The organism is Heyndrickxia sp. FW510-T9 (genome assembly GCF_058781025.1).
In genome coordinates, this window is the sequence record NZ_JBYSWK010000011.1 from 81,549 (window position 1) to 102,925 (window position 21,377).

Below are 21,377 nucleotides of genomic sequence, written 5' to 3' on the forward strand. Positions count from 1 at the left end.
AAAGTACTAACTAAATTACCATAATAAAAGTTAATATACTTAGTCTATTATTTACCTAATAAAATAATTTATAGTTTTGGTGTATATAAATTATAGATGTTTATTTTTAATACATATTACAAAATAAATAATGAAAAATGTTATTGCATTTATATTTTCATTAATATTAATATAGTTAAAAAACATTGTATATTTAGTACTTAATACCTATTATTAAATAAGGATTTATCAATAATGAATAACGATTATCTGTAGTTTCTTATAAAAAATCACTGTATGTTTCTTCCAACTTTTGATTTACAATATCATATCTCCACTTTTCATAAAACTTTCTTCCATTATTTTTAAGTTTATTACGATATAATGAATCATTCTTTAGCTTTATTAATGCCTCGACTAATTCATTTTTATCTCTATCCTCTACCGCAATCCCAATTTCCTCACTCTGAACTATTTTTGAAAGTTGGGTTCCTTTTGAAACTATAAGCGGTAACCCGCAAATTGCTGCTTCATAAAGACGGTTAGGTAAAGCAATGCGTACGTTTTGAACCTTGGTATCATACATAGAATAAACACAATCAATTTTTCCGTATAATGATGCTATTTCTCGTTCATAATTATAAGGACCATAAATATACACATTATTCTTTTTTTTACTATATTCAATAATTTCATTCAAATCGATGCCATTCCCAGCTATTAAAACATCAATATCAGCTAGTTCTGAAGCATCAATCAATAATTTAAGCTGTTCCTTATATCTGACTTTACCTATAAAACCTATTTGAAATCTACCATTTTCCTTTGCCCTATATTGTTTAAATATAGATTCTCGTGGTGTATTCGGCAAAAATAGAACGGACTTTTTAGGAATCAGACTTTTGTAATATGAAGTCCAAAATGATTCTGAAGTAACTATTAGTCTGTCCACCACACTCATACCGATACTTTCTAAGATAAAAAGAATTTTCTTTATTATTATCTTCAAAAGAGATTTAGAATTATTAAGTGCCATACTATGAATGTCACTTACTTCGTAAATTACTTTTGGTCGTTTTCTCCTAGTAATACAATAAAACCATGTTATTAGTAGCATATCAGTTTTGGTTACATGGATGCATGACGGATCTTCCTTCTTTAAAAATGAGAAAACCTCTCTACAAAAAAGAAAAGTAGAACCAAGTCTTTTTAAGGGTTGCCCCTCATTTGCCAACTTAATAACGCGATTCATGTGTACTTTTGGAGGAAAAGTTAAGTTATTTGCATCGTCAGTTCCCCTATCCCAAAAAATTACTGAGGTAGTCCCTACGGTAGTTGCTGTATTTATTCGTTTAATCACCCTAGGAATCGGTACAAATGGGATAACAAATACTATTCTCAAATTTACACATCCCTTCTAAAATTTTTGTATTTGAGAAATCTCAGCCCTTCTAGTACTAATGAATCTTTCATAGTATTGATTATTAACTTTACTAATATTGTAATATTCAGTCTTGATTAGTAACAAATTAAAAGTTTGATAAATAATATCTTCACCCATACCCTTCAGGTCATTTAGTATAGTTGAATCACGCATAGTTAAGTTTTAGCCACATTCGGTTTCGCACTCTTGAAAATTAACTTTCATTTTTTCAATAAAGACAAACTAACGTCAAATATTTTCTGGTTTTCTTTCATTATACAAATCATAGTATTGAACAACATATAAATGCATTTTAATTTAATCTAGCATCTCAATGTAGCCATGTTAGAAGAACAACAGTATTTAACTTATCTCTTTACTTTAATTATGGTTTAATTCCAAAAGGGTACGTCCTTAATTCCTATCTATTCCTAAATTCAGCAATTATCTCTTTAATCAATAATCAATTGGCTTTAATTTATAATTTATACGAACCTTCCAATTCGCAAATATTCTTCGTATCAAGAATAAGCTTGTTTTTAATAATCCCCATATTATTCTTAATATGATCATGTCCAACCATAATAACAAGAATCTCTATCTCGTTTAAAAAATCCTCGAAATTCAAAAATTGATCATCTAAGATTTTTTCTTTTACATATGGATCAAAGACTTTTACTCCAAATGCTAAATGTTCATCCATTCTTTCAAGTAATTGAAGACTAGGGCTTTCTCTTACATCATCAACATTTTCTTTATAGGTTAATCCATATAAACCAACTTTTGTTATATCATTAATCTTATGTTCTTTCATAATATCTCTAATTCTACCTAATACGTGCCGAGGCATAGAATCATTTATTTTACGAGCAGTTAGGATAAGATTTGTTAAATCTGGATAATCTCCAACTAAAAACCATGGATCTACTGAAATACAATGTCCTCCAACACCTGGACCTGGTTGTAATATATTTACCCGTGGATGCATATTTGCAATTCTAATAATCTCGTAAACGTCCATATTATCCGTACGACAGATTTTAGCTAATTCGTTAGCATATGCAATATTTATATCTCGATAAGTATTTTCTACAACCTTAGACATCTCTGCAGATCTAATATCAGTCACCAAGATTTCTGCCTTACAGAAGTTTGAATATAGCTCTTTTATTTTTTCACCTATTTCCATATTATCTGCCCCAATAGTTCTTGAATTGTGTTCAAGCTCATGGATCATATTTCCAGGTATAATTCTTTCAGGTGCATGTAACAAATGAACATCTTTTCCAATAACAAAACCTCTTTTTTCTATTTCGGGTCGAACGTATTTATCAATGGTTCCCGGCGAAATAGTTGATTCAACAATTAATGCTGCACCTCGTTCACAAACATCTAGAACACTATTCACTGCAGAAACAACATACTTAGGGTCTAGTTTCTTGTTATTTTTTAAATAAGGAGTCGGAACAGATATAATATAAGTGTGTGTTTTCTGATATTCAGTAGTAAATTGAATGCCATTTGTAAGGGCATCATTAAATAATTCTTCTAACCCCTCTTCTTCAAATGTAAGCCTGCCTTTTTTTAATGAATTTACTAGATTAGTATTATAATCAGTTCCTACTACTTTCAATCCACTCTTTGCAAACATAAGAGCAGTTGGTAAACCTATATAACCGAGCCCAATTACATTAATCATGAAAGAAACATCCTTTCTTTTTCTCTACTACTTTCTTTAATTAATTAGATTTATATTAAATTTTACAGTGCACTTCTTATTGATTATGGCACTTCTTACAGTCACGCAATATATCTCTTCTTTTTTTTGATAATACAAGCTTCTATATGCCTTATCTACTTCTACTTGACCATCTGTTATTATTTTGCATATGAGGATATTTTCATGATATAGTTCAAATCCTGATGTATTTATTATGACTTTGCACGGAGTATGAAAATAAAAATCACAGTACTCACCTGTACCAAAAACTTCATCATCAATCAAATAACCATTTTCACATTTTTCTATATATCTACTATGTTCATAGCCATTCATAGATACCATTGTCCCTTTAAAACATGTGTTATCAAAATGTATTCCTTTGCGTCTTGTCCAGTCTGTTATCAAAAATGCACCTTTTTTATTCATCTGCTCAATGCCAGAGAACTTTACAGTATTATGACCCGTTGTAGAAGTAAGCTTTTTTCCAAGATCACTTGCATAAGAATGGGTGCCACTATCACATAGGATATTTACCCCTTTATGCCATAAATCTATATGAAGTTGATCCATGTGAGCAGGTCTAGATTTATAGTTTTGAAGACAAGTCATTAAAAATCCAACGCCATGATGAAACTTATAAAAGCCAGATTCATCAAAGGAAGATGTTTCGCGTAATATTTTTTCAACAGGTAGATTTTTTTTAGGTCCAAACCATAATAGTTCCTCATCATAATAACCAGATTCATATAGTCTTTTACCCTCAATTAATGCGTACACTGTATTCAAGACAGGCCGAAAATCACGATAGTCACAAGACGTCAAAGGAAATATTAGAGCTCCATCATTTGAACCATAGTTTGGAACGTCTCCGTTATCATTTTGAACTTGATATAATAAGAGTACGCTATTTTTTATTCTTTCTTTTTCAGATATATTCATTTGAGTCTTTTCGCTTATTTTATATATACACTCAATAATTTGAAGAGTGAATCTATGATAATTAAATGAATATTGTGTAAAGCCGCCATCTTGTAAAAATTGATTTTGTATTTCTTTATCAAGAAGTTCGTATGCTTTTTTGACTCCACTCTCATCACTACAACACCAGGCACCAACAATTAATCCACAAATCTCTGAAAAGGTGTGATTATTTTTAATACACTTATGTGCATAAAAAAAGTTTGATAACACTTTCCTATAACATACTTTCACAATAGCAGTTACATTATTTTGATCATCCTTAGTAATAACTCCACAACTCTTGAAAACTGAATATGCGATTAGAACATTTATCATGCGTAGAGTACATTCTTGTCCACACTTAAAGTTTGCACCATATGGATACGGATTTTGTTCCAACCAATCTCTAAGCTGATTAGAAAATGCTTTATAGTATTTCAAATCCTTAGTTAAAAGATATGCTCTAATAAAGTAAAACAAATGTGTAAAACGAGATGCTTCCCAAACAACTTTAATATCTCCTAATTGACTATCAAAGTCTGGTATTTCATACCATTTGATATTTTTTTCACTTTCAAAACCAGTTAATGGATTATAATTCCAGTTAATAGGATTACCATAATCAAGTTCAATTGAAGAAAAACCCTTAATAATGCCATTAATTGCTTTATCAGCAATAGAAATAATTTCAACTTTTTTCTTTTTTGGTAATCCATTTAAGAAGGTTGTAATTTTTGAAATATCAAAATCAAATATATCTATTCTTTTTATCTCAACATTTTTTTCATAAAATCTTTCGGTAACAGGGATTGCTGACATTGTTTTTAACTTTGCTGTATATAAAGCACGATTAATTGTCCACTTCAACCCATATTCAGTTATAAGTGATTTAACTACATTTTTCATGAAATTAAATCCTCCATTACTTGTTTCAATTTTTGGGTTAATACTTTATAGTCAAAATGCTTTGCACCATTTTTAGCATTTTGACTCATCTCGCTATAGATTTCATTAGGCATTTTATAAATTTTCAAAATAACTTTTGCTAAGTCTTCCGGGGTATCTTTTGTCAATGATAACCCACAATTATATTTTTCTAATGGGCTAAATCCCATTTGAACAGTTGATATAATTGGCCTACCAGACGCCATATATTCAAACAACTTGTTTGAACTATTCCCTCTTGACCAATTGTACTTTGTTTGAGAATAATTCAATATGTTAACTGTAGATTTGCTCAACACATATGGAATATATTTTTTATCTACATATCCCTTCATCTTAACATTAGATAATCCTTCGTTATTTACTCGTTTTTTTAAATCATTTAATTGATTCCCGTCGCCATAAATTAAAAATTGAATGTTTTCGTATTCCTTTAATAATCTAGCCGCGTCGAGGATATTTCCTACATTATTAATAGGACGTATTGCACCTGTATAAACAACATTAAACTTACCGCTAAGTAAGTCTTCATCTTGTAAAACATTATTTTTAATCTGCCAATTAAATGAAGCGATATCTACTCCATTATTTATGTAATGGCATTTATCCAAGTTAATTTCTCCGCCTTGTTCTGTTGTCCAATTTCTATCTCTGAGATAGCCCGTATCCCCTTCTTTTAAAAACACTAGTGCATCTGCTCTCTTGTAGACCCAATGTTCTCCAGCTATAAGAAGTTTCCCTAGAATACTAGTTTCTTTAGTCTTTCCGAAGGCAAATATTGCCTCTGGCCACAAGTCTCGAATTTCACATATACAAGGAACTTTGAGCTTTTTTGCAATTTTTATTCCTGCAACCATTGCTAAAGGGTGCGGAGATGAGGCAATAATTACGTCAGGTTTGCCAAATTTATCAGAGTGTTTTTTTGCAATACTAAATACATTATTAAAATAAGCATACATATTTTTTACTCTTGCCAAAGTATTTTTAGCAGAGGAAGGGGTATTTACAAATACAAAAGAGACATCTGAGTAATCTTCTACAACATAAGGAGCTTTATCACTAATTAAATTTAAATCTGAAAAATGAAGATATGACGCAGCAAACACTGTAGTCTTATAATTTTCATCGTTCATATTTATTGCAAAGTTGTACGGCCTTATAAATCCATTCATAGTTGGCGGTGTTGCATAATGGTGAAAAACCCATATATTCTTACAATCTGTCAGTTCATCCATAATTTTAATCACCTATTCTTTTCTGTTGCGATAATTGATTCTTCAAACGAAAGAGTCTCATATTCTACTTTTTCCCCATTTATTAAATCCATCGGACCACCTGAAATTCTTTTATCATAAACGAAAGAACCAAATACTTTCCTTATTGTTCCTGACAATTTTAGACCAATTATGACAGCCCAGTTAAAAAACTTTGATGTCTTGATTTCCTTATCTTGAACTTTTGCAATAAGCCGAACTAGATTAGTGGTATTCACATAATCTTTATTTTGTGGAAAATATAAACCACCTTGATTCTTCTCAATTAAAATCCTTATAAATTCAGATAGATTATCAATAAATATCATACTACGCTCATTTTCTATATCAGGGAAAATTGGTAGCCTTCTTGCCATGCTCGCTAGTCTAGCATAGTTCCCAGGACATCCTTTTCCATACACAATTGGAGGTCGTAGAATTGCAATAATAAAATTATCAGAATTATTTTCTAATAAAATCTGTTCTGCTTCATATTTTGACTGAGCATATGGAGTTTTGGGTGTTGGTATTGTATCATTAGTAATATATCCTGTTTCAGTGCCATAAACCCCCATAGTACTTAAGAATATAAATTGCTTCACACCTTCATTTTTCGCCTTTTTAACTAACTCGCCTGTTAGATCTCTATTTACTTTAAAATACTTAGCTGTATTGTTTTCTTTAACATGCACAACTGCTGCAGTATGAAAAATAACGTCGTATCCAGAGAAAGACCTTTTTTTCCAGTGATCATCTCTTACACTAATAGCATCTACAGTATATTTATCAGAATACTGTGACATCCATTTTTGAAATGATACACCTATATAACTACTAACTCCTGTAACTAGTATCTTCTTCATTTGAAATATTCTCCTCTTTTGAAGGTGCTACTTCTTTAGAACTAATATTTATTTCAGCCAAACACTTATTTATATATTTTTCTTCCCCGAATAAAATAACTCCAAGAGTTCTTATAATAATTTTCAAATCAAGTAATAAAGTGAAATTCTCTACGTAATAAACATCTAGTTTATACCTATCTTGTAAGGAAAGATATATATTTCCACTTACCTGTGCTAAACCAGTCATACCTGGTTTCATATTCAGCCTTTTAGAAATTTCATCTGTATAATCAGCTAAAGATGCCACTCTCTCAGGTCTTGGACCAACAAGACCCATTTCCCCTTTTAATACATTTAATACTTGAGGAATTTCATCAATTTTACTTCTTCTAAGAAACTTACCGATTATCGTGATACGGTCATCATCTTTCATTACTTCTTGGCCTTTAACCATTTTTTCCGAACCCGGTCGCATTGTTCGAAATTTGTATACCTTGAAAAGTTTTTTATTTAACCCAGGCCTATCTTGTGAGAAAAAAACTGTTCCAGGTGAAGTAGCTTTAATTAAAATTGCAATTAATACCCATATTGGAAGAAAGGGAATAAGAACTATTAAAGAAACAACAATATCAAATAAACGCTTTATTAATTTTTGAAATTTCCTTTTTTTCATGCTTATCCCTCTATCTCATATTCAATTGGAATCAAATAACCATCATTAAGTTTTATAGACCCATCATCTTTATTTGTTTTAGCTAACCAAACTCTGTAAGTTTTATCGCCATCTTTATAAAACGCACCAGGATAGGGATGTGTAACTGCGCGTACCAACTTATCAGCTTCATCCATAGTCATGTTACTAAAAATCTCACCATCTTCTGGCTTTCTACTAGGCCATTCAGTAGCATCCGCTTCATTTTGCTTTGTAAGTGTAATGTTGTTATTCACAATATCATCCCAATGCTTCGCAATAAGTGTAATGTGCATATCGTCCACATTTTTATAAAGTTCTGTTGCTGCAATCCTCTGATCTAGTTTAATTACCCCTTGACCAATAATATCACCGGTATCTATACCTTCATCCAACTTAAACATTGTTACACCAGTTTCTTTTAACCCTTTTATAATTGCCCATGGTATTGCAGCTCTTCCCCTACCAATTGGCAATAAAGTAGGGTGCATGCCTATACAACCATACATTGGTGTTTCAAGCACATCTTTCTTAGCAATTTGAGACCAACCAATAATAAATAACCAATCAATCTGGTATTCTTTTAAAGCACTAAGAACTACTTGATCATTGATATTATCAATCTTCAATAGAGGTGAATTGTGTTCAGTTGCAATTTTATCTAAATATATTCTTCCGGACTTATTCTTAGCTCTTTCATCTTTCAGCGTAATAAGTAAATCCAGATTTCCACCAATACGATGTATTTCTTCAATACAACTTAGCCCTAGTTGAACACAGGTTGCAAATGCAATTCTCTTTTTCAACTGATACCATCCTCTCTACTTTCTAGAACCCACGTCTAAATACACTTTCAAAAGCTTCTGCATATACCATACCTGATTGTCCACCACGATAAGCAGCCAGACCTTTAATAGCTTCCTTGCTTCTTGGATGTGGATAATCTCTCATTACCCCACGATATTGTGCAAGCGCTTCTATCTTTTTATCCACACTCAATTCACCAACTTCTATAAATGTATTAGGTGAAAACTGGTTAAAAGCTTTATTTAATCCCCACTCAGTAGAAGATGGAACTTCCATGAATAAAAGCTCTTTTAAAGGAGTTACATCACTTCTTCTTTGGAATAACCTAACTGCAGCTTGACAGGCCATAGAAGTGTGTAAATGGTCATTATTTAAATCTGACGGATGATGAGTTAATACAACTTCAGCATTTGTTTCAAGAATTGCAGATTCAATAAACTGAACTAGCTTTAAATGCTCAGCATTATTAAATTCTATGTTCGGAAAGGTACCTTTGAAGATTCTATCAACACCTAATATATTCATAGACTTATTCACATCTTCATTAAGTTCATCAGTAGTAGGACGGAAGTTTCTAGCATTTACTTCCCCCGATAGAATGCAGACATTGACTGAATGTCCTTCCTGAGCAAGCTTATACATTGTAGCTCCTGCCCCTAATACCTCATCATCTGGATGCGCAACAACAACTAAAAATGACATTTGATTTCCCTCGCTTAATTTATATACATCAATATTTCTTCATAAACTTAAATTTATTCTTGTAAAATTAAAATCATTTGTACTACAAATAATAACATTACTTTAGTCGCCTAGTACTTACTTGAAAATCACTCTTTCAACTAACGACTAAATACTTTGTTACCTTACCAATTCTATGTTCAAAAAAATTTTTTTGAAAAATAATAAACATTTATAGTTCGAGGAGATATTTAATATCTCCTCGAAAGGCAGATTTCTCCATTATTCTTAGGAGCTACTAAGGCTAATAAAAAAGCACTAAACTACTTTCTTTCAAATAGTTTGTGTACTTAATAATTGTTTTTCTTTACTAAATTTCGTATTCGCAACACTAACAAGAATATCCTTAACCTCCGAACCATCCTTCAGAGCCAGCTTCTCTATCAATGAAAACAACTCACCTTTCCCCATTGGCTCTGCCTTACCAATATGAATTTTCGGAAACACTTGCTTTACCTGCACCTCATTTTCATTCAACAACTCTTCATAAAGCTTCTCCCCAGGTCTCATCCCAGAAAACTCAATCTTTATTTCATCTTCAGTATAACCAGAAAGAGTAATAAGGTTCTTAGCTAAGTCCACTATCTTCACTGGTTCCCCCATATCAAGTACAAATACCTCACCACCACGTGCTAAAGCGCCTGCTTGAATAACGAGTCGAGAAGCCTCCGGAATCGTCATAAAATATCTTGTCATATCCGGATGTGTTACGGTAACAGGTCCACCAACCAAAATCTGTTGCTTAAAAAGTGGAATAACACTCCCTCGGCTCCCAAGAACATTCCCAAAGCGCACCGCAACAAAATTCGTACTGCTCTCTTTCGCCAAATTCTGAATAATCATCTCCGCGAACCGTTTAGTAGCACCCATCACATTAGGAGGATTTACAGCCTTATCAGAAGAAATAAGTACAAAATTCTTAACTCCAAAAGTATCAGCTGCTTCTGCTACATTCTTCGTTCCAAAAATATTATTCTTTACAGCTTCCATTGGATTATCTTCCATTAAAGGTACATGTTTATGTGCCGCTGCATGATAGATTACATCTGGTTTATACTCATCAACAATATTAAATGTCCGAACACGGTCTTGCACATCTGCAATTAAAGGAATGATTTCAAAATGATTGCTATATTTCTTTCTTAATTCCATATCAATCGTATAAATACTGTTTTCACCATGTCCTAGTAATAGGAGCCTCTTAGGTTTAAACGGACTTACTTGTCTACATATCTCTGAACCAATCGATCCACCTGCACCAGTAACTAATATCGTTTTACCTGTTAATTTTTCAGATATACTATCCATATCTAGTTCAACTGGCTCTCTACCAAGTAAATCTTCTACTTGTACATCTCGTATACTGTTAACGGAAACTTTCCCTGTAATTAAGTCTTCTAATAATGGAATAATCTTTGTCTTTGCTTTCGTTTTTGCACATTCTTCATAAATTCCTTTTATTTTAGCTCGCTCTAATGACGGAATCGCAATGATTATGTTTTCAATTATTAATTGTTCCACTAGTCTAGGAATATCTTTTATCGTACCTTTTACGGTTAATCCATAGATTTGTAATTTATACTTTCTAGGGTCATCATCTACAAATGCAACAGGGTATAAATCACTAGCTGAATTTTTCATTAATTGTCTCACTACCATTGTTCCAGCTGATCCTGCTCCTACAATTAATGTTCGTTTCTTATCAGGATCAGGAGCAATAAAGCGATCTCGAAAGACTCTCCAAGAAAATCTAGATCCGCCAATTAATATCACATGCATCATCCACGTAAGAGTTAGTACTCTCAGATAAATATCATGATTAATTAATAGTTGAATGGCAGCAGTAAAAAAGATAGACAAGGTAATTGCTTTCACAATGGCTAACAGTTCCCCAACACTTGCATATTCCCATGCCTTTTGATATAGCCGATAAATTGTAGCGAATATATGATGGCTTAATAAAAGGGTAATCGAGCTTATCCAAATCATTGGAACCGAATATACATTCATGTACGGGTTTAACACAAAATATCCTATAAAAATAGAAAACAAAACAATTATAGAGTCTAATAATACTAACAAAGGAATTCTTTTATGATAGGACAACCTTTCTCCCTCCTTACTACAAGAGATATTTTATTTACGATCTTTTTTCTAAAAGTTCATCCTTTAGTAGCAAATGAAGATACTCTATTAATTCTTCTTTCATTTCTACATTCTGTAAAGCAAACTCCAACGTCGTTTTTACAAACCCCAACTTCTCTCCAACATCATACCTTTTCCCTTCAAAATCATAAGCAAACACTCTCTGAATCTGATTAAGCTGTTGAATCGCATCCGTCAACTGAATCTCCCCACCAGCCCCAGTCTCCTGCTTTTCCAAAAACATAAAAATCTCAGGTGTTAACACATAACGTCCCATAATCGCTAAATTAGAAGGCGCCGTCCCTTGCTTCGGTTTTTCCACAAAGTTATCCACTTGATAACGTCTGCCTTCTTGTGAAGAAGGATCAATTACGCCATAACGATGTGTTTCATTTTCAGGTACCTGCTGCACTCCGATTACAGATGAAAGCGTTTCCTCAAATTGATCTATTAATTGTCGCAAACATGGTGTATTACTTTGAACGATATCATCGCCTAATAACACCGCAAATGGTTCATCCCCAATAAAGTTCTTCGCACACCACACTGCATGTCCCAATCCTTTTGGCTCTTTTTGACGGATATAATGAATATTTGCAAGATTAGAAGAGTACTGTACTTTCTCTAACAGATCCAACTTCCCTTTTTCAGCAAGATTTTGCTCTAGTTCCATTGCATTATCGAAATGATCTTCAATTGCACGCTTTCCTTTACCTGTTACAATAATTATGTCTTCAATCCCTGATGCTACAGCCTCTTCCACTATGTATTGAATCGTTGGTTTGTCCACAATTGGCAGCATTTCCTTTGGCATTGCTTTCGTTGCTGGTAGAAATCTTGTGCCAAGACCAGCCGCTGGGATGATTGCCTTTCTTACTTTTTTCAACTTTCTTCCCCCAATTATTTTTACTATTTTATAAAAGAATGATAATAAATACATGTTTTGTCCAAAAATAAATATTTAATGAAAGAGCATCTTACAATGCGCTTTCATTAAATATTTAAAGATAAACATTCGCATTTGGTTGCAACATACAACCAATTGATAGAACAGTTTATTACAATCAGCTTGTAATCTTCCTCGAAGATTGTTTTTAAAATGGGCATCTAACCCATCCTCACACCACACTACCGACGACCTGCGTCTAAGGTAATAGTTGAAATTGCCCACAGCGTGACCGAGTGCCTCCAGTGATAGTGGACAGGAGACATTACCGAGTATAATAGAATGAATTCATTCTAAGTTCTATTTCAAAGAATCTATTATCATTGAATTTCTGTGTATGCAATAACCTATCTATTTAAATCTGTTAAAAAATCCCTAAAAACTTTTTTTGCTTAATTTTTTCCGGTGCTTCACGATAGATATTCTTACCATCTACTAGAAGTTCCGCATTATCCATAAAATAATAAACATAATCTATTCCATATTTTTCTTCAATCGTATCCAATGCTTCTGCAAATTTAAATGGACGAGTCTTCACATTATGCGCATCTGAAGCAATGAAATGCGTTAGATTCGCTTCCATAATTTGCTCTGTAAACTTTTGAATCTTTTTCCCAAAATACCCTACTAAACTAGCAGCAGTAATTTGCGTGGAAGCCCCATTTTTCACAAATTCATATAGTTGATTTGGATTTTGTATAAGCTCAGCGTTGCGTTCAGGATGAACGATAATAGGCTGTAAACCTTTGAGTTGGATATCATATAATAGTTTCCCAGCATAACGTGGGACATGACCTGATGGAAATTCTATAAAAATATATGAGGATTGGTCGGTTAACGTAAGGATTTCACCTTGTTCGTAATCTTCTAGGATTTCACCGTAAATGCGATTTTCTTGTCCTGGTAAGATCGTTATATCGATCCCATTCTTCTGAAATTCCTCATTTAAAGTTTGTACCTTTTGAACAATGTCGAATTTTCTGTTATCGTATTGGCCATTTTTATGATGAGGGGTTGCGATGATTGTGGTAATTCCTTCACTTATAGCTTGTTTCGCCATATCGATGGAATCTGACAATGTTTTCGCTCCGTCATCGACTCCAGGCAATATGTGACAGTGTAAATCAATCATACAATCCCTCCTCATAATTTAGTATTTCGAAATAACGACTAGTTCTATTTTACCACGACCATTTTACTGGTAAAGGGGTGAATTTTGTCGAATGTTGTCTAATTAGCGCCATAATAGTAATAATATTGGGTTTCTTTCATCTTTTTATTATTTAGTACGACACCAATTATCCTTGCTTTTGCCGCAATTAATAATTCCTTCGCCTTTGTAACTGCGTCTATTTCCGTACGTCCACTCGATACAATTAATAACGTCCCGTCACATTGATGAGCTAATACTTGACCGTCTGTTACCGCATTTACCGGTGGTGTATCAAAAATGATCATGTCATATTCTTCTTTTACATCATGGAAGAATTGGCCCATCGCTCGAGAACCTAGTAACTCCGCAGGATTCGGCGGTATCGGACCAGATGTTAAAACATGTAGATGTTCAATATCTGTTGCATCTACTGCTTCACTTAGCTCTGTTTGCCTTGTTAGAACAGATGTTAATCCATAAGTGTTTGTCAAACCGAATGTATAATGGACGGTTGGTTTCCGAAGATCCGAATCTACCAATAAAGTGCGTTTGCCTTGTTGCGCAAAAACAACTGCTAAGTTTGCGGCAGTGGTCGATTTCCCCTCCATTGGACCAGAAGAGGTTACCATAATGGATTGAATCTCTTCGTCTACAACAGAGAATTGAATATTCGTTCTAATCGTCCTGAATTGTTCAGAAATCGGTGATTTAGGGCTAAATTTTGTGATTAACTTTCTTCTAGAGTTTTTTAATGTCTGTTTTTTCCCTTTATTTGCTGCCAACTGCCTCACCTCTTGTACGCTTTTTATTTTCCATTCGGCTATTTGAGCTAGAATCAATCTGTTCATTAATGGTGGTAATTGAACCAAGTACTGGTAATCCTAGTACTCTCTCAATATCTTGTTCTGTTTTAATTGTGTTATCTAAATATTCAAGTATGAAGGCAAGTCCTACTCCAACCATAAGACCTACTATCAAAGCAATAGCAACGTTTAACAATGGCTTTGGCTTGACAGGTGAGATCTCTTTTCCCACAACCGCTTTTGTAAGAATGCTAACATTATTGACACTCATAATGTTTGGGACTTCTTCCTTGAATACTTGTGCAATCGTGTTTGCAATTTTCGCTGCTTTGTTTGCATCTTGGTCATCAACAGCAACATCAATAACCTGTGAGTTTGTTGCATTTGAAACAGTTATTTTCGAATTTAATTGACTAGCAGTCATATCCAAATGTAGTTCATCGATAACCTTATCTAAGATAGCAGGACTCTTAATAATGACGTTATAAGTATTGATTAATTGAAGGTTTGTCTGAATCTCACTTGGATTATATACACTTTGATCTGGGTTTTTTTGATTTACAAGAATTTGAGTTGATGTTTGGTATACCGGTGTTAAAACAAAATAGCTGATGACTGCACTAATAATAACGGCAATAAACGTAATGACTAGAATTAAGCTCATCCGCTTGCGTAATGTCTGCATCAACTCTTTTAAGCTAATCGTTTCTTCCATGGTTTCCTCCTGAAAAGTTTCTAGAAAAATATGCCTATAATTATATCATAATAGATTGAAATTGCTGATGTTTTTTGTCATAATTTTAATAATCTTGTTATTTTATGTAGTTCTTTATTCATTATACCTTTAAAACTATTATTTTAAAAAGTAAATTTCTAAAAATGGGAGAAAAATACAATTTATTCGGGGGTCATGCCATGAAAGTTGCTTTACCATTATTGGCGGCAATCATTTGTGTTATTGTTATCATTGTGGGGAAATTGCAGTGGAACGAGAAAACAAAAGTGACGGTAACCAATGAAGCAGTTGCTGCGGAAACAAGTTCTAAATCTGATTCCAATGATACGAAAGCATATGTTAGTCAATCATTATTTTCTTATACGAAAAACTGGCCGCAAGCTGCTCAAGAATCTTTTAAGAAAACATTGGAAGCTGGGAAGATTTATAAGATTGCAATAGTTGGGTCGCAAAGCTTGGGGGATGACACGAAAGGTTGGGCGAGTCAATTAAAGAATGCTCTTATTAATACGTACGGAGAAGATCATGTAGATGTTTCTATTTTTAAGTACGATAATGTGACCTCCTCCAAGTTTATCACCAACAATGAGGATGAGGTTATCAATTTCGGTGCCAATTTCATCTTGTTTGAACCATTTCTTTTAAATGACAATCATTTTGGACTTGTTACTGATAACCATCAGAACATATTAACGTTTATTAATGATGTTCAGAAGAAAAAGAAAGATACTGTGGTAATCCTACAGCCATCTAATCCGATTGCTAACGGCATATACTATCCGGACCAAGTTAAACAGCTCCAGGAATTTGCGAAAGCTGAAGACATTCCTTATGTTGATCACTGGCCAGCATGGACAAATCCGGTTAGTCAATATTTAGATAATAATAGCAATCCAAATGCAAAAGGATTCCAAGTGTGGTACGAATTTTTGAGGAATTATTTTATTGCAATGTAAGCTGCCGGTTGGCGGCTTTTTTTGTAATGATTACAGCTGATTTTCAGCATCATGTGTACACGTGAACGACTTTTATTCGAGACGAATAACTTTAGAGAACGTGTACATATAAGGCTGTAAGAGCACCAACATGATTATTAAACAAAGACTAATGAAGAAATAGATTGCTGATCAAATTGCTCGAATAAGTATTAGATATGCCGAATACCAGCGTAGTGAAAGCAGATCGATCAACATTTATTAGTTTTTATTTTTTCCAAATTGTCCTGTATTATGTTGTAACAATTTTCATGGATATTTCAATCGGAACTGCACAATATAGTAGCACATCAAATCGTAAGGAGTGCAGATCTAATGAAAGACGAGAAAAAAGAAGAATTGACATTTACGGACCTGTTTGGAGTGGAGGCAGATATGAGCTTACAATCCGTTCATTTTGCTACAGCTTCGGAGAATCGGTATTTGAATGAGCATGTGCAGGAGGAGAAGGAGTAGGGCGGTTATATGGTCAGATTAGCGGAGTTTGGCGGAGTTTGGCGGAGTTTGGCGGAGTTTGGCGGACAGACGTTCCGTTATGTGTGACAAAAATGGTGATTTTGCGGTTTTCGAGGACTCACGTTCCGTTATTCAGCTAAATAACGGTCATTTTAGCATGGTTTTGAGCAAATAACGGTCTGTGTGTCCTCAAACACCTCCAAAATAGCTTTTTTTATCAAAATAGCGGATTCAGTGTCCGCGAAAAGTTGAAATCTTACAACTATGGTGCCTGACAAAGTGTCAGGCACCCAAGCTATTACCAGTATCCACGCAATTTTCCAGCTGCGCGGATCTCTTGATCCCATTCTTCTGTGTAGTGATTGCTTATTAATTCATCGATTTTGTCAAAATCATCTTCCAAATCGAACATGTTTTTCTCCACAGCAATCTCGATCAATAGTATCATGCTTCGAAGTTTATACTCTACGGAATCATTGTACGCTTCTTGAATTGTCATATGATCACCTCACGAAAAATATTCGTTTGCTTGGAAAATCGCAGTTTTGTTTGCCCTACTGCACCATTACGATTTTTGGCAATGATAACTTCAGTGACACCAGGCTCAGATGTATCATTGTTGTAGTATTCATCTCTATACAAAAATAAGATCAGATCTGCAATTTGCTCAATGCTGCCCGATTCGCGGATGTCACTCATAGTAGGACGTTTGTCTTGCCGTTGTTCGACGCCTCGGTTAAGCTGTGCAAGCACTAGGACTGGAACATTCAAATCCTTCGCCAGTTGTTTTAAATCCTGGATAATATCAGTGACATCCTTATGGGTGTTTCCTGATGGGTCGGTATGTTTGATTAGAGTTAAAAAATCGATCGCCACAACATGTTTTTCATCCGGATATTGCTTCATGTTTTTTCGAACAGCTGCCCGAATGCTCGGAACCGTGTATTCACTGCGAATATCAACAGGCAGGGATTCAAGTTCGCCGAGTGCTTTCGTATACCGCCCCCACTCCTTTGCTTCAAAGGTTTTATTTGGATTTCGCATTTTCATAAGATTGATATTAGCCGACATTGCAATAAATCGATCGACAACTTGTCCCTTCGCCATCTCTATTGAAAAAAAAGTTGTAAAAACACGATCTTCCATCCCCCCATTGAGAATACTATTTAACACAAATGCTGTTTTTCCCATTGAAGGTCTTCCAGCAATTATTACTAAATCTCCTCTTTGCCAGCCGTCCGTAAACTGATTCAAACACATAAATCCTGTATTGGTACCACTTAAGCCATCTTCTGGTGTTTGTTGATGATATGCATACCGCTCCGCTAATAACTCTTTGAATGACTCCGTGTTTCCAGCTGCAAGACATTCAATCTCTGTTACGTCGTGCAGAAATTGCTGAAGATCCTTAATATGATGGCGTTCTTTTGTCATTTCTAAAAATCCGTGAGCAATATTAGTTGCTTTTTGAATGGAGTGGAAATCAATAATGGCTCGTTGATAAGCTTCGAATGCGTGCAAGGACGCTACGCTTTTCAATAAATTACTTATATGATTCATTCCGCCAAAGCTTTGTAATTCACTACTTCCAAGCTTGGCAAATGCTAATGGACTTATCTTATCTCCATTTCTACTCATCACCATCATCAGTTGAAAAATTCGTCGATTATGTGGATCCAAAAAATGTATAGGCTGCAATATTGTTTCCTCTAGCAAACTCGCGTCCTTTAAAATACTCCCTAGACATACGCATTCATTCTCGTATTGAAGTTCATACTTATCAATCAAAAAATCAACTCCTCTTTCGTGAAGGCTTTGTACTTCGATTGGCATGGTGAATTTTGTGAATGCTTATTATCAAGAACATGAAGATCTTGCAAATTATGGACTTTTTGGTGTGACCAATTGATTAATATCTTTCTTGCATATACCCATGGTTTATTTTTCTCGACTGCTCTATGTATCGCTTCGATTACAATGTCACTGCTGAGCTCTTCTATCCATTTTTGCAATTCCTCTATCAAAAACGGAGTAATGATTCCGAAGCTCTGTTCATAATATTCTTTTACTCTTATGTATTCATTATCATTCATTTGTTTTGTATTGTTTTGTTTAAGAATGTTCGTGCTATTTGTCGGGTTTATTGTCGGAGATGTTGTCGGATTTTCTGCCTTTGTCGGGATTATTGTCTGGGAAATGATCTGGTTTTCCGTCGCTATTTCTGTCGGTTCAGTTGTCTGGTTTTCGGTCTGTTTTGACTTAAGTGTTGGAGATGTTTTCGCTGAATTGGTTTGATTATCCACAAATTGTGAGGAAAAAGGGATGATCCAAAACACCGTAGCCTGTGACCCTTGTTCGCGGAAACCAATTCGCCCCTTTTCCTGCAACAATTTTCGCGCTGCATAATAAGCATCTTTTTTGAGCCCTGATTTAGCTTCAATAAATGTTCGGGATACGGTAAATTCCTTCTTCCAACCAGTCTTATTATTAATGTTCATTAATGTATGCCATAGATTCATCGCAGAAGTAGAAATAGAATTGGTTTCGATCCAATCGAAAAATGCATTAATTTCGTAAATGTAGTTCATTCTAACACTCCTCTTATAAATTAGTCTTCATAAGCTATATAGTGAAAAGGAAGGAAAAAGGACACCCTTTATTTAAAAAAATATAAAAAGATGAATCCCTCTCCATGAACCATAAAAAAACGCTAGCGATATGCTAACGTTTCACTGTTTCATATGAGAAAATTTTATTGGTGTTTATTATTTGTGGGTTATAAATTGTAGATTAGCAACCGAGGTTAATTCATTGAGTTGGAATATGTGGCTGTTTCCATACACACTAATTTTTTAATTGACTTTTTAATAAAGCAATTTCCCGCTCATTTCTAACAGTAATTTCCCATGTATGGTCATGGTCGTATTTCAGTGTTTCATTTCTTTCATCATTTCTTTATGTTCTTTTTCATTTTGACTACGAAAATCATTTAGTTCTGTTTTTACATTGTTAATTTCTTCTTTTAATTCTGTTTTTACACTGCTAATTTCTTCTTTTAATTCTGTTCTTACACTGCTAATTTCTTCTTTTAATTCTGTTCTTACGCTGCTAATCTCTTCTTTTAATTCTGATTTTACTGTTGTAAGTTCTTCTCGCATATTTCCTACCATTTTAATTAGTTGGGAAAGCATATTTTCCATACGGTCTAGCCGTTCTTCTATCACAATTGTCACCTCCTGTATTTATCTAGTTCTAGTTCATTCCTAATGTTTTTTGAATTCTGTTGATATCCTTTTTATTGTTCCAGCACTCTTCCTTTAAAATTTCAATGCTTGTCTAATGGCTTTTCAGCTGTTCTTTTATTTCACCAAATCGTTTATTTCAGCATTAAGTGATTCTTGCCCAGTTTTTAGTGCGCTTAGCATTCTTGTATTTTCTTTTAATGTCTCACCTTGCAATCGAATCAATTCACCATGAGCTTATTACTATGAGAGTCTAACTTTTTATTTATTTCCTGCAGGGCAGCTAGAATTTGCTTTTCCACTTTTGTTTCCATCTATCTCACCTCCTCATTCCTATTTTACATAACCTTCGACAAAAAAACACAAGTATATTATTAATTCCCTGAGATTCATTCTATTCTATGTATGGTACAAAATATGTTCTAAACGTTGAGATGAAAAGCTGGAATATATGGATCCTTGAGGGAAATATTTTATTAACTTGGCAATATGAGCGATCTCCGAAAATAGTGCTGAACTTTTCGATGGTTGTGCTGAAAAATGAATAAAAAAGCGATGATCTTTTCGAGAAGTATGCTGAAAAAGTTGAACAAAACGAAGACTTACGAAAATAATTCTCTTTAAACTGCATGCAAATCTACCTTATTGCCTTACTATGGGGGCAACTGCACGAAATTTTTCTTGAACTGCACTATTCTAGTTTTGAACTGCACGAAAGTCTTTGGGAACTGCACGAAATGAAAGAGCAACTGCACGAATTGGGTATTTTGACCTATCCTAAATAAAAAAAATGCACTCCCACTATTTACTTCTACCACCACCTCTCTTCTTGAAGTTCATGAATAATTCGAATGTGGATCCGCACGAAATTAATGCAACTACATGAATCAATAATTCCGCATACAACACCTACACCACACATAGAAAAAGCAAGCCCGCAAGCGGCTTGCTTCTACCATAATGAAAAGATATTGTCGTCTGGCTGATTGTGTTTACTGGGATGATTTCGATAAAAGATGGAGAAATGGGTTAAACAGTGGGCAGTTCTTTCTTTTTGCCTCATATATGTTTTCAGTGAACAATTGAGTTCGACTTTCATTCCGTTTTTGAACAGGGCATAGAGGTGATTGTTTTCGATTATGTAGTCTTCAATGTGGGCAGGGAAAATCCACCTGCACTCAAAGTCTTGGGGTGATATGGTTGGAAATGCATAGATTAATCTAACTGGGCAGAGCATTAATGGAGTTTTTCCGTGGTATGGAAATGCCCTTCGAACTGATTCTATTCTTCCATTGTAGTTGGCACCATATACTAAGCAGGCTTGATCTAAAAGTTGTTTCGCAGTCTTTCTTGAATAAAAAATACCATTTTGGTCATAAATCTTTGTTCTGTACTCTGGATGATAGAATTCTGTGAGGGCTATCGTGGTGATACTCACTAGATAGTCTTTCCTTTCTATCAAATTAACTACCTCCTTTTAACATTTATGGGTCTATCATACTATACACTTTCGCAAAAATCTATATATTTATAC

General features: G+C 34.1%; 20 protein-coding genes. 2 read left to right on the forward strand and 18 right to left on the reverse strand.

Going from position 1 to position 21,377, the window contains the following annotated elements; genetic code table 11:
• Positions 1-259: 259 nt before the first annotated feature.
• The 13 genes from AC3WJF_RS08225 to AC3WJF_RS08285 all read right to left on the reverse strand — a co-directional run bounded on the left by AC3WJF_RS08225 (position 260) and on the right by AC3WJF_RS08285 (position 15,129).
• A complete protein-coding gene (locus AC3WJF_RS08225) occupies positions 260-1,381 on the reverse strand; it encodes a glycosyltransferase (protein WP_492451069.1) in 1,122 nt (373 codons plus the stop codon).
• A 499-nt stretch (positions 1,382-1,880) separates the two neighbouring features.
• A complete protein-coding gene (locus AC3WJF_RS08230; RefSeq protein WP_492451071.1) occupies positions 1,881-3,101 on the reverse strand; it encodes a nucleotide sugar dehydrogenase in 1,221 nt (406 codons plus the stop codon).
• A gap of 36 nt (positions 3,102-3,137) precedes the next feature.
• Positions 3,138-4,991, reverse strand: coding sequence for a heparinase II/III family protein (locus AC3WJF_RS08235; protein ID WP_492451072.1), 1,854 nt, complete (start codon positions 4,989-4,991; stop codon positions 3,138-3,140).
• On the reverse strand, positions 4,988-6,265 hold the full coding sequence (locus AC3WJF_RS08240) for a glycosyltransferase family 4 protein (protein WP_492451074.1): 1,278 nt from the start codon (positions 6,263-6,265) through the stop codon (positions 4,988-4,990). The genes AC3WJF_RS08235 and AC3WJF_RS08240 overlap by 4 nt, the downstream gene beginning before the upstream one ends.
• An 8-nt stretch (positions 6,266-6,273) precedes the next feature.
• Positions 6,274-7,146 (reverse strand): NAD-dependent epimerase/dehydratase family protein, encoded by an 873-nt coding sequence (locus tag AC3WJF_RS08245; protein WP_492451076.1) that lies wholly within the window; start codon positions 7,144-7,146, stop codon positions 6,274-6,276.
• Complete coding sequence (locus tag AC3WJF_RS08250) at positions 7,118-7,801, reverse strand: sugar transferase (protein ID WP_492451078.1); 684 nt, start codon at positions 7,799-7,801, stop codon at positions 7,118-7,120. The genes AC3WJF_RS08245 and AC3WJF_RS08250 overlap by 29 nt, the downstream gene beginning before the upstream one ends.
• A 2-nt stretch (positions 7,802-7,803) precedes the next feature.
• A complete protein-coding gene (locus AC3WJF_RS08255) occupies positions 7,804-8,625 on the reverse strand; it encodes a formyltransferase family protein (RefSeq protein ID WP_492451079.1) in 822 nt (273 codons plus the stop codon).
• Positions 8,626-8,647: 22 nt separating this feature from the next.
• Positions 8,648-9,328 carry a PIG-L deacetylase family protein gene (locus AC3WJF_RS08260; protein WP_492451081.1) on the reverse strand — a complete coding sequence of 227 codons (681 nt, stop codon included), beginning with the start codon at positions 9,326-9,328 and terminating at the stop codon, positions 8,648-8,650.
• Positions 9,329-9,640: 312 nt separating this feature from the next.
• Positions 9,641-11,473 (reverse strand): polysaccharide biosynthesis protein, encoded by a 1,833-nt coding sequence (locus AC3WJF_RS08265; protein WP_492451083.1) that lies wholly within the window; start codon positions 11,471-11,473, stop codon positions 9,641-9,643.
• 34 nt (positions 11,474-11,507) lie between these two features.
• A complete protein-coding gene (galU, locus tag AC3WJF_RS08270) occupies positions 11,508-12,398 on the reverse strand; it encodes a UTP--glucose-1-phosphate uridylyltransferase GalU (protein ID WP_492451085.1) in 891 nt (296 codons plus the stop codon).
• 424 nt (positions 12,399-12,822) lie between these two features.
• The gene (locus tag AC3WJF_RS08275; protein WP_492451087.1) at positions 12,823-13,590 is read right to left on the reverse strand and encodes a tyrosine-protein phosphatase; all 768 of its coding nucleotides are present in this window, start codon (positions 13,588-13,590) and stop codon (positions 12,823-12,825) included.
• A 98-nt stretch (positions 13,591-13,688) separates the two neighbouring features.
• Positions 13,689-14,393 (reverse strand): CpsD/CapB family tyrosine-protein kinase, encoded by a 705-nt coding sequence (locus AC3WJF_RS08280; RefSeq protein WP_492451089.1) that lies wholly within the window; start codon positions 14,391-14,393, stop codon positions 13,689-13,691.
• The gene (locus AC3WJF_RS08285; protein WP_492451091.1) at positions 14,380-15,129 is read right to left on the reverse strand and encodes a YveK family protein; all 750 of its coding nucleotides are present in this window, start codon (positions 15,127-15,129) and stop codon (positions 14,380-14,382) included. Before AC3WJF_RS08285 ends, AC3WJF_RS08280 begins: the two co-directional genes overlap by 14 nt.
• Before the next feature lie 200 nt (positions 15,130-15,329).
• Here AC3WJF_RS08285 and AC3WJF_RS08290 point away from each other — a divergent pair, with 200 nt between their 5' ends.
• Together AC3WJF_RS08290 and AC3WJF_RS08295 are read left to right on the forward strand one after the other, a co-directional pair.
• A complete protein-coding gene (locus AC3WJF_RS08290; protein WP_492451093.1) occupies positions 15,330-16,106 on the forward strand; it encodes an SGNH/GDSL hydrolase family protein in 777 nt (258 codons plus the stop codon).
• Positions 16,107-16,460: 354 nt separating this feature from the next.
• Positions 16,461-16,601 (forward strand): hypothetical protein, encoded by a 141-nt coding sequence (locus AC3WJF_RS08295; RefSeq protein WP_492451095.1) that lies wholly within the window; start codon positions 16,461-16,463, stop codon positions 16,599-16,601.
• Positions 16,602-16,899: 298 nt separating this feature from the next.
• Here the strand turns inward: AC3WJF_RS08295 and AC3WJF_RS08300 are convergent, their stop codons facing one another.
• The 5 genes from AC3WJF_RS08300 to AC3WJF_RS08320 form a co-directional block, all read right to left on the reverse strand.
• Entirely contained in the window at positions 16,900-17,100 is a 201-nt protein-coding gene (locus AC3WJF_RS08300; RefSeq protein ID WP_492451097.1) for a hypothetical protein, read from the reverse strand.
• The gene (locus AC3WJF_RS08305) at positions 17,097-18,389 is read right to left on the reverse strand and encodes a replicative DNA helicase (RefSeq protein WP_492451098.1); all 1,293 of its coding nucleotides are present in this window, start codon (positions 18,387-18,389) and stop codon (positions 17,097-17,099) included. Before AC3WJF_RS08305 ends, AC3WJF_RS08300 begins: the two co-directional genes overlap by 4 nt.
• Positions 18,386-19,189 (reverse strand): DnaD domain-containing protein, encoded by an 804-nt coding sequence (locus AC3WJF_RS08310; RefSeq protein ID WP_492451100.1) that lies wholly within the window; start codon positions 19,187-19,189, stop codon positions 18,386-18,388. Before AC3WJF_RS08310 ends, AC3WJF_RS08305 begins: the two co-directional genes overlap by 4 nt.
• A gap of 339 nt (positions 19,190-19,528) precedes the next feature.
• A complete protein-coding gene (locus AC3WJF_RS08315) occupies positions 19,529-19,825 on the reverse strand; it encodes a hypothetical protein (RefSeq protein ID WP_492451102.1) in 297 nt (98 codons plus the stop codon).
• Between the two features lie 970 nt (positions 19,826-20,795).
• Positions 20,796-21,305 (reverse strand): competence protein ComK, encoded by a 510-nt coding sequence (locus AC3WJF_RS08320; RefSeq protein WP_492451103.1) that lies wholly within the window; start codon positions 21,303-21,305, stop codon positions 20,796-20,798.
• Positions 21,306-21,377: the final 72 nt, after the last annotated feature.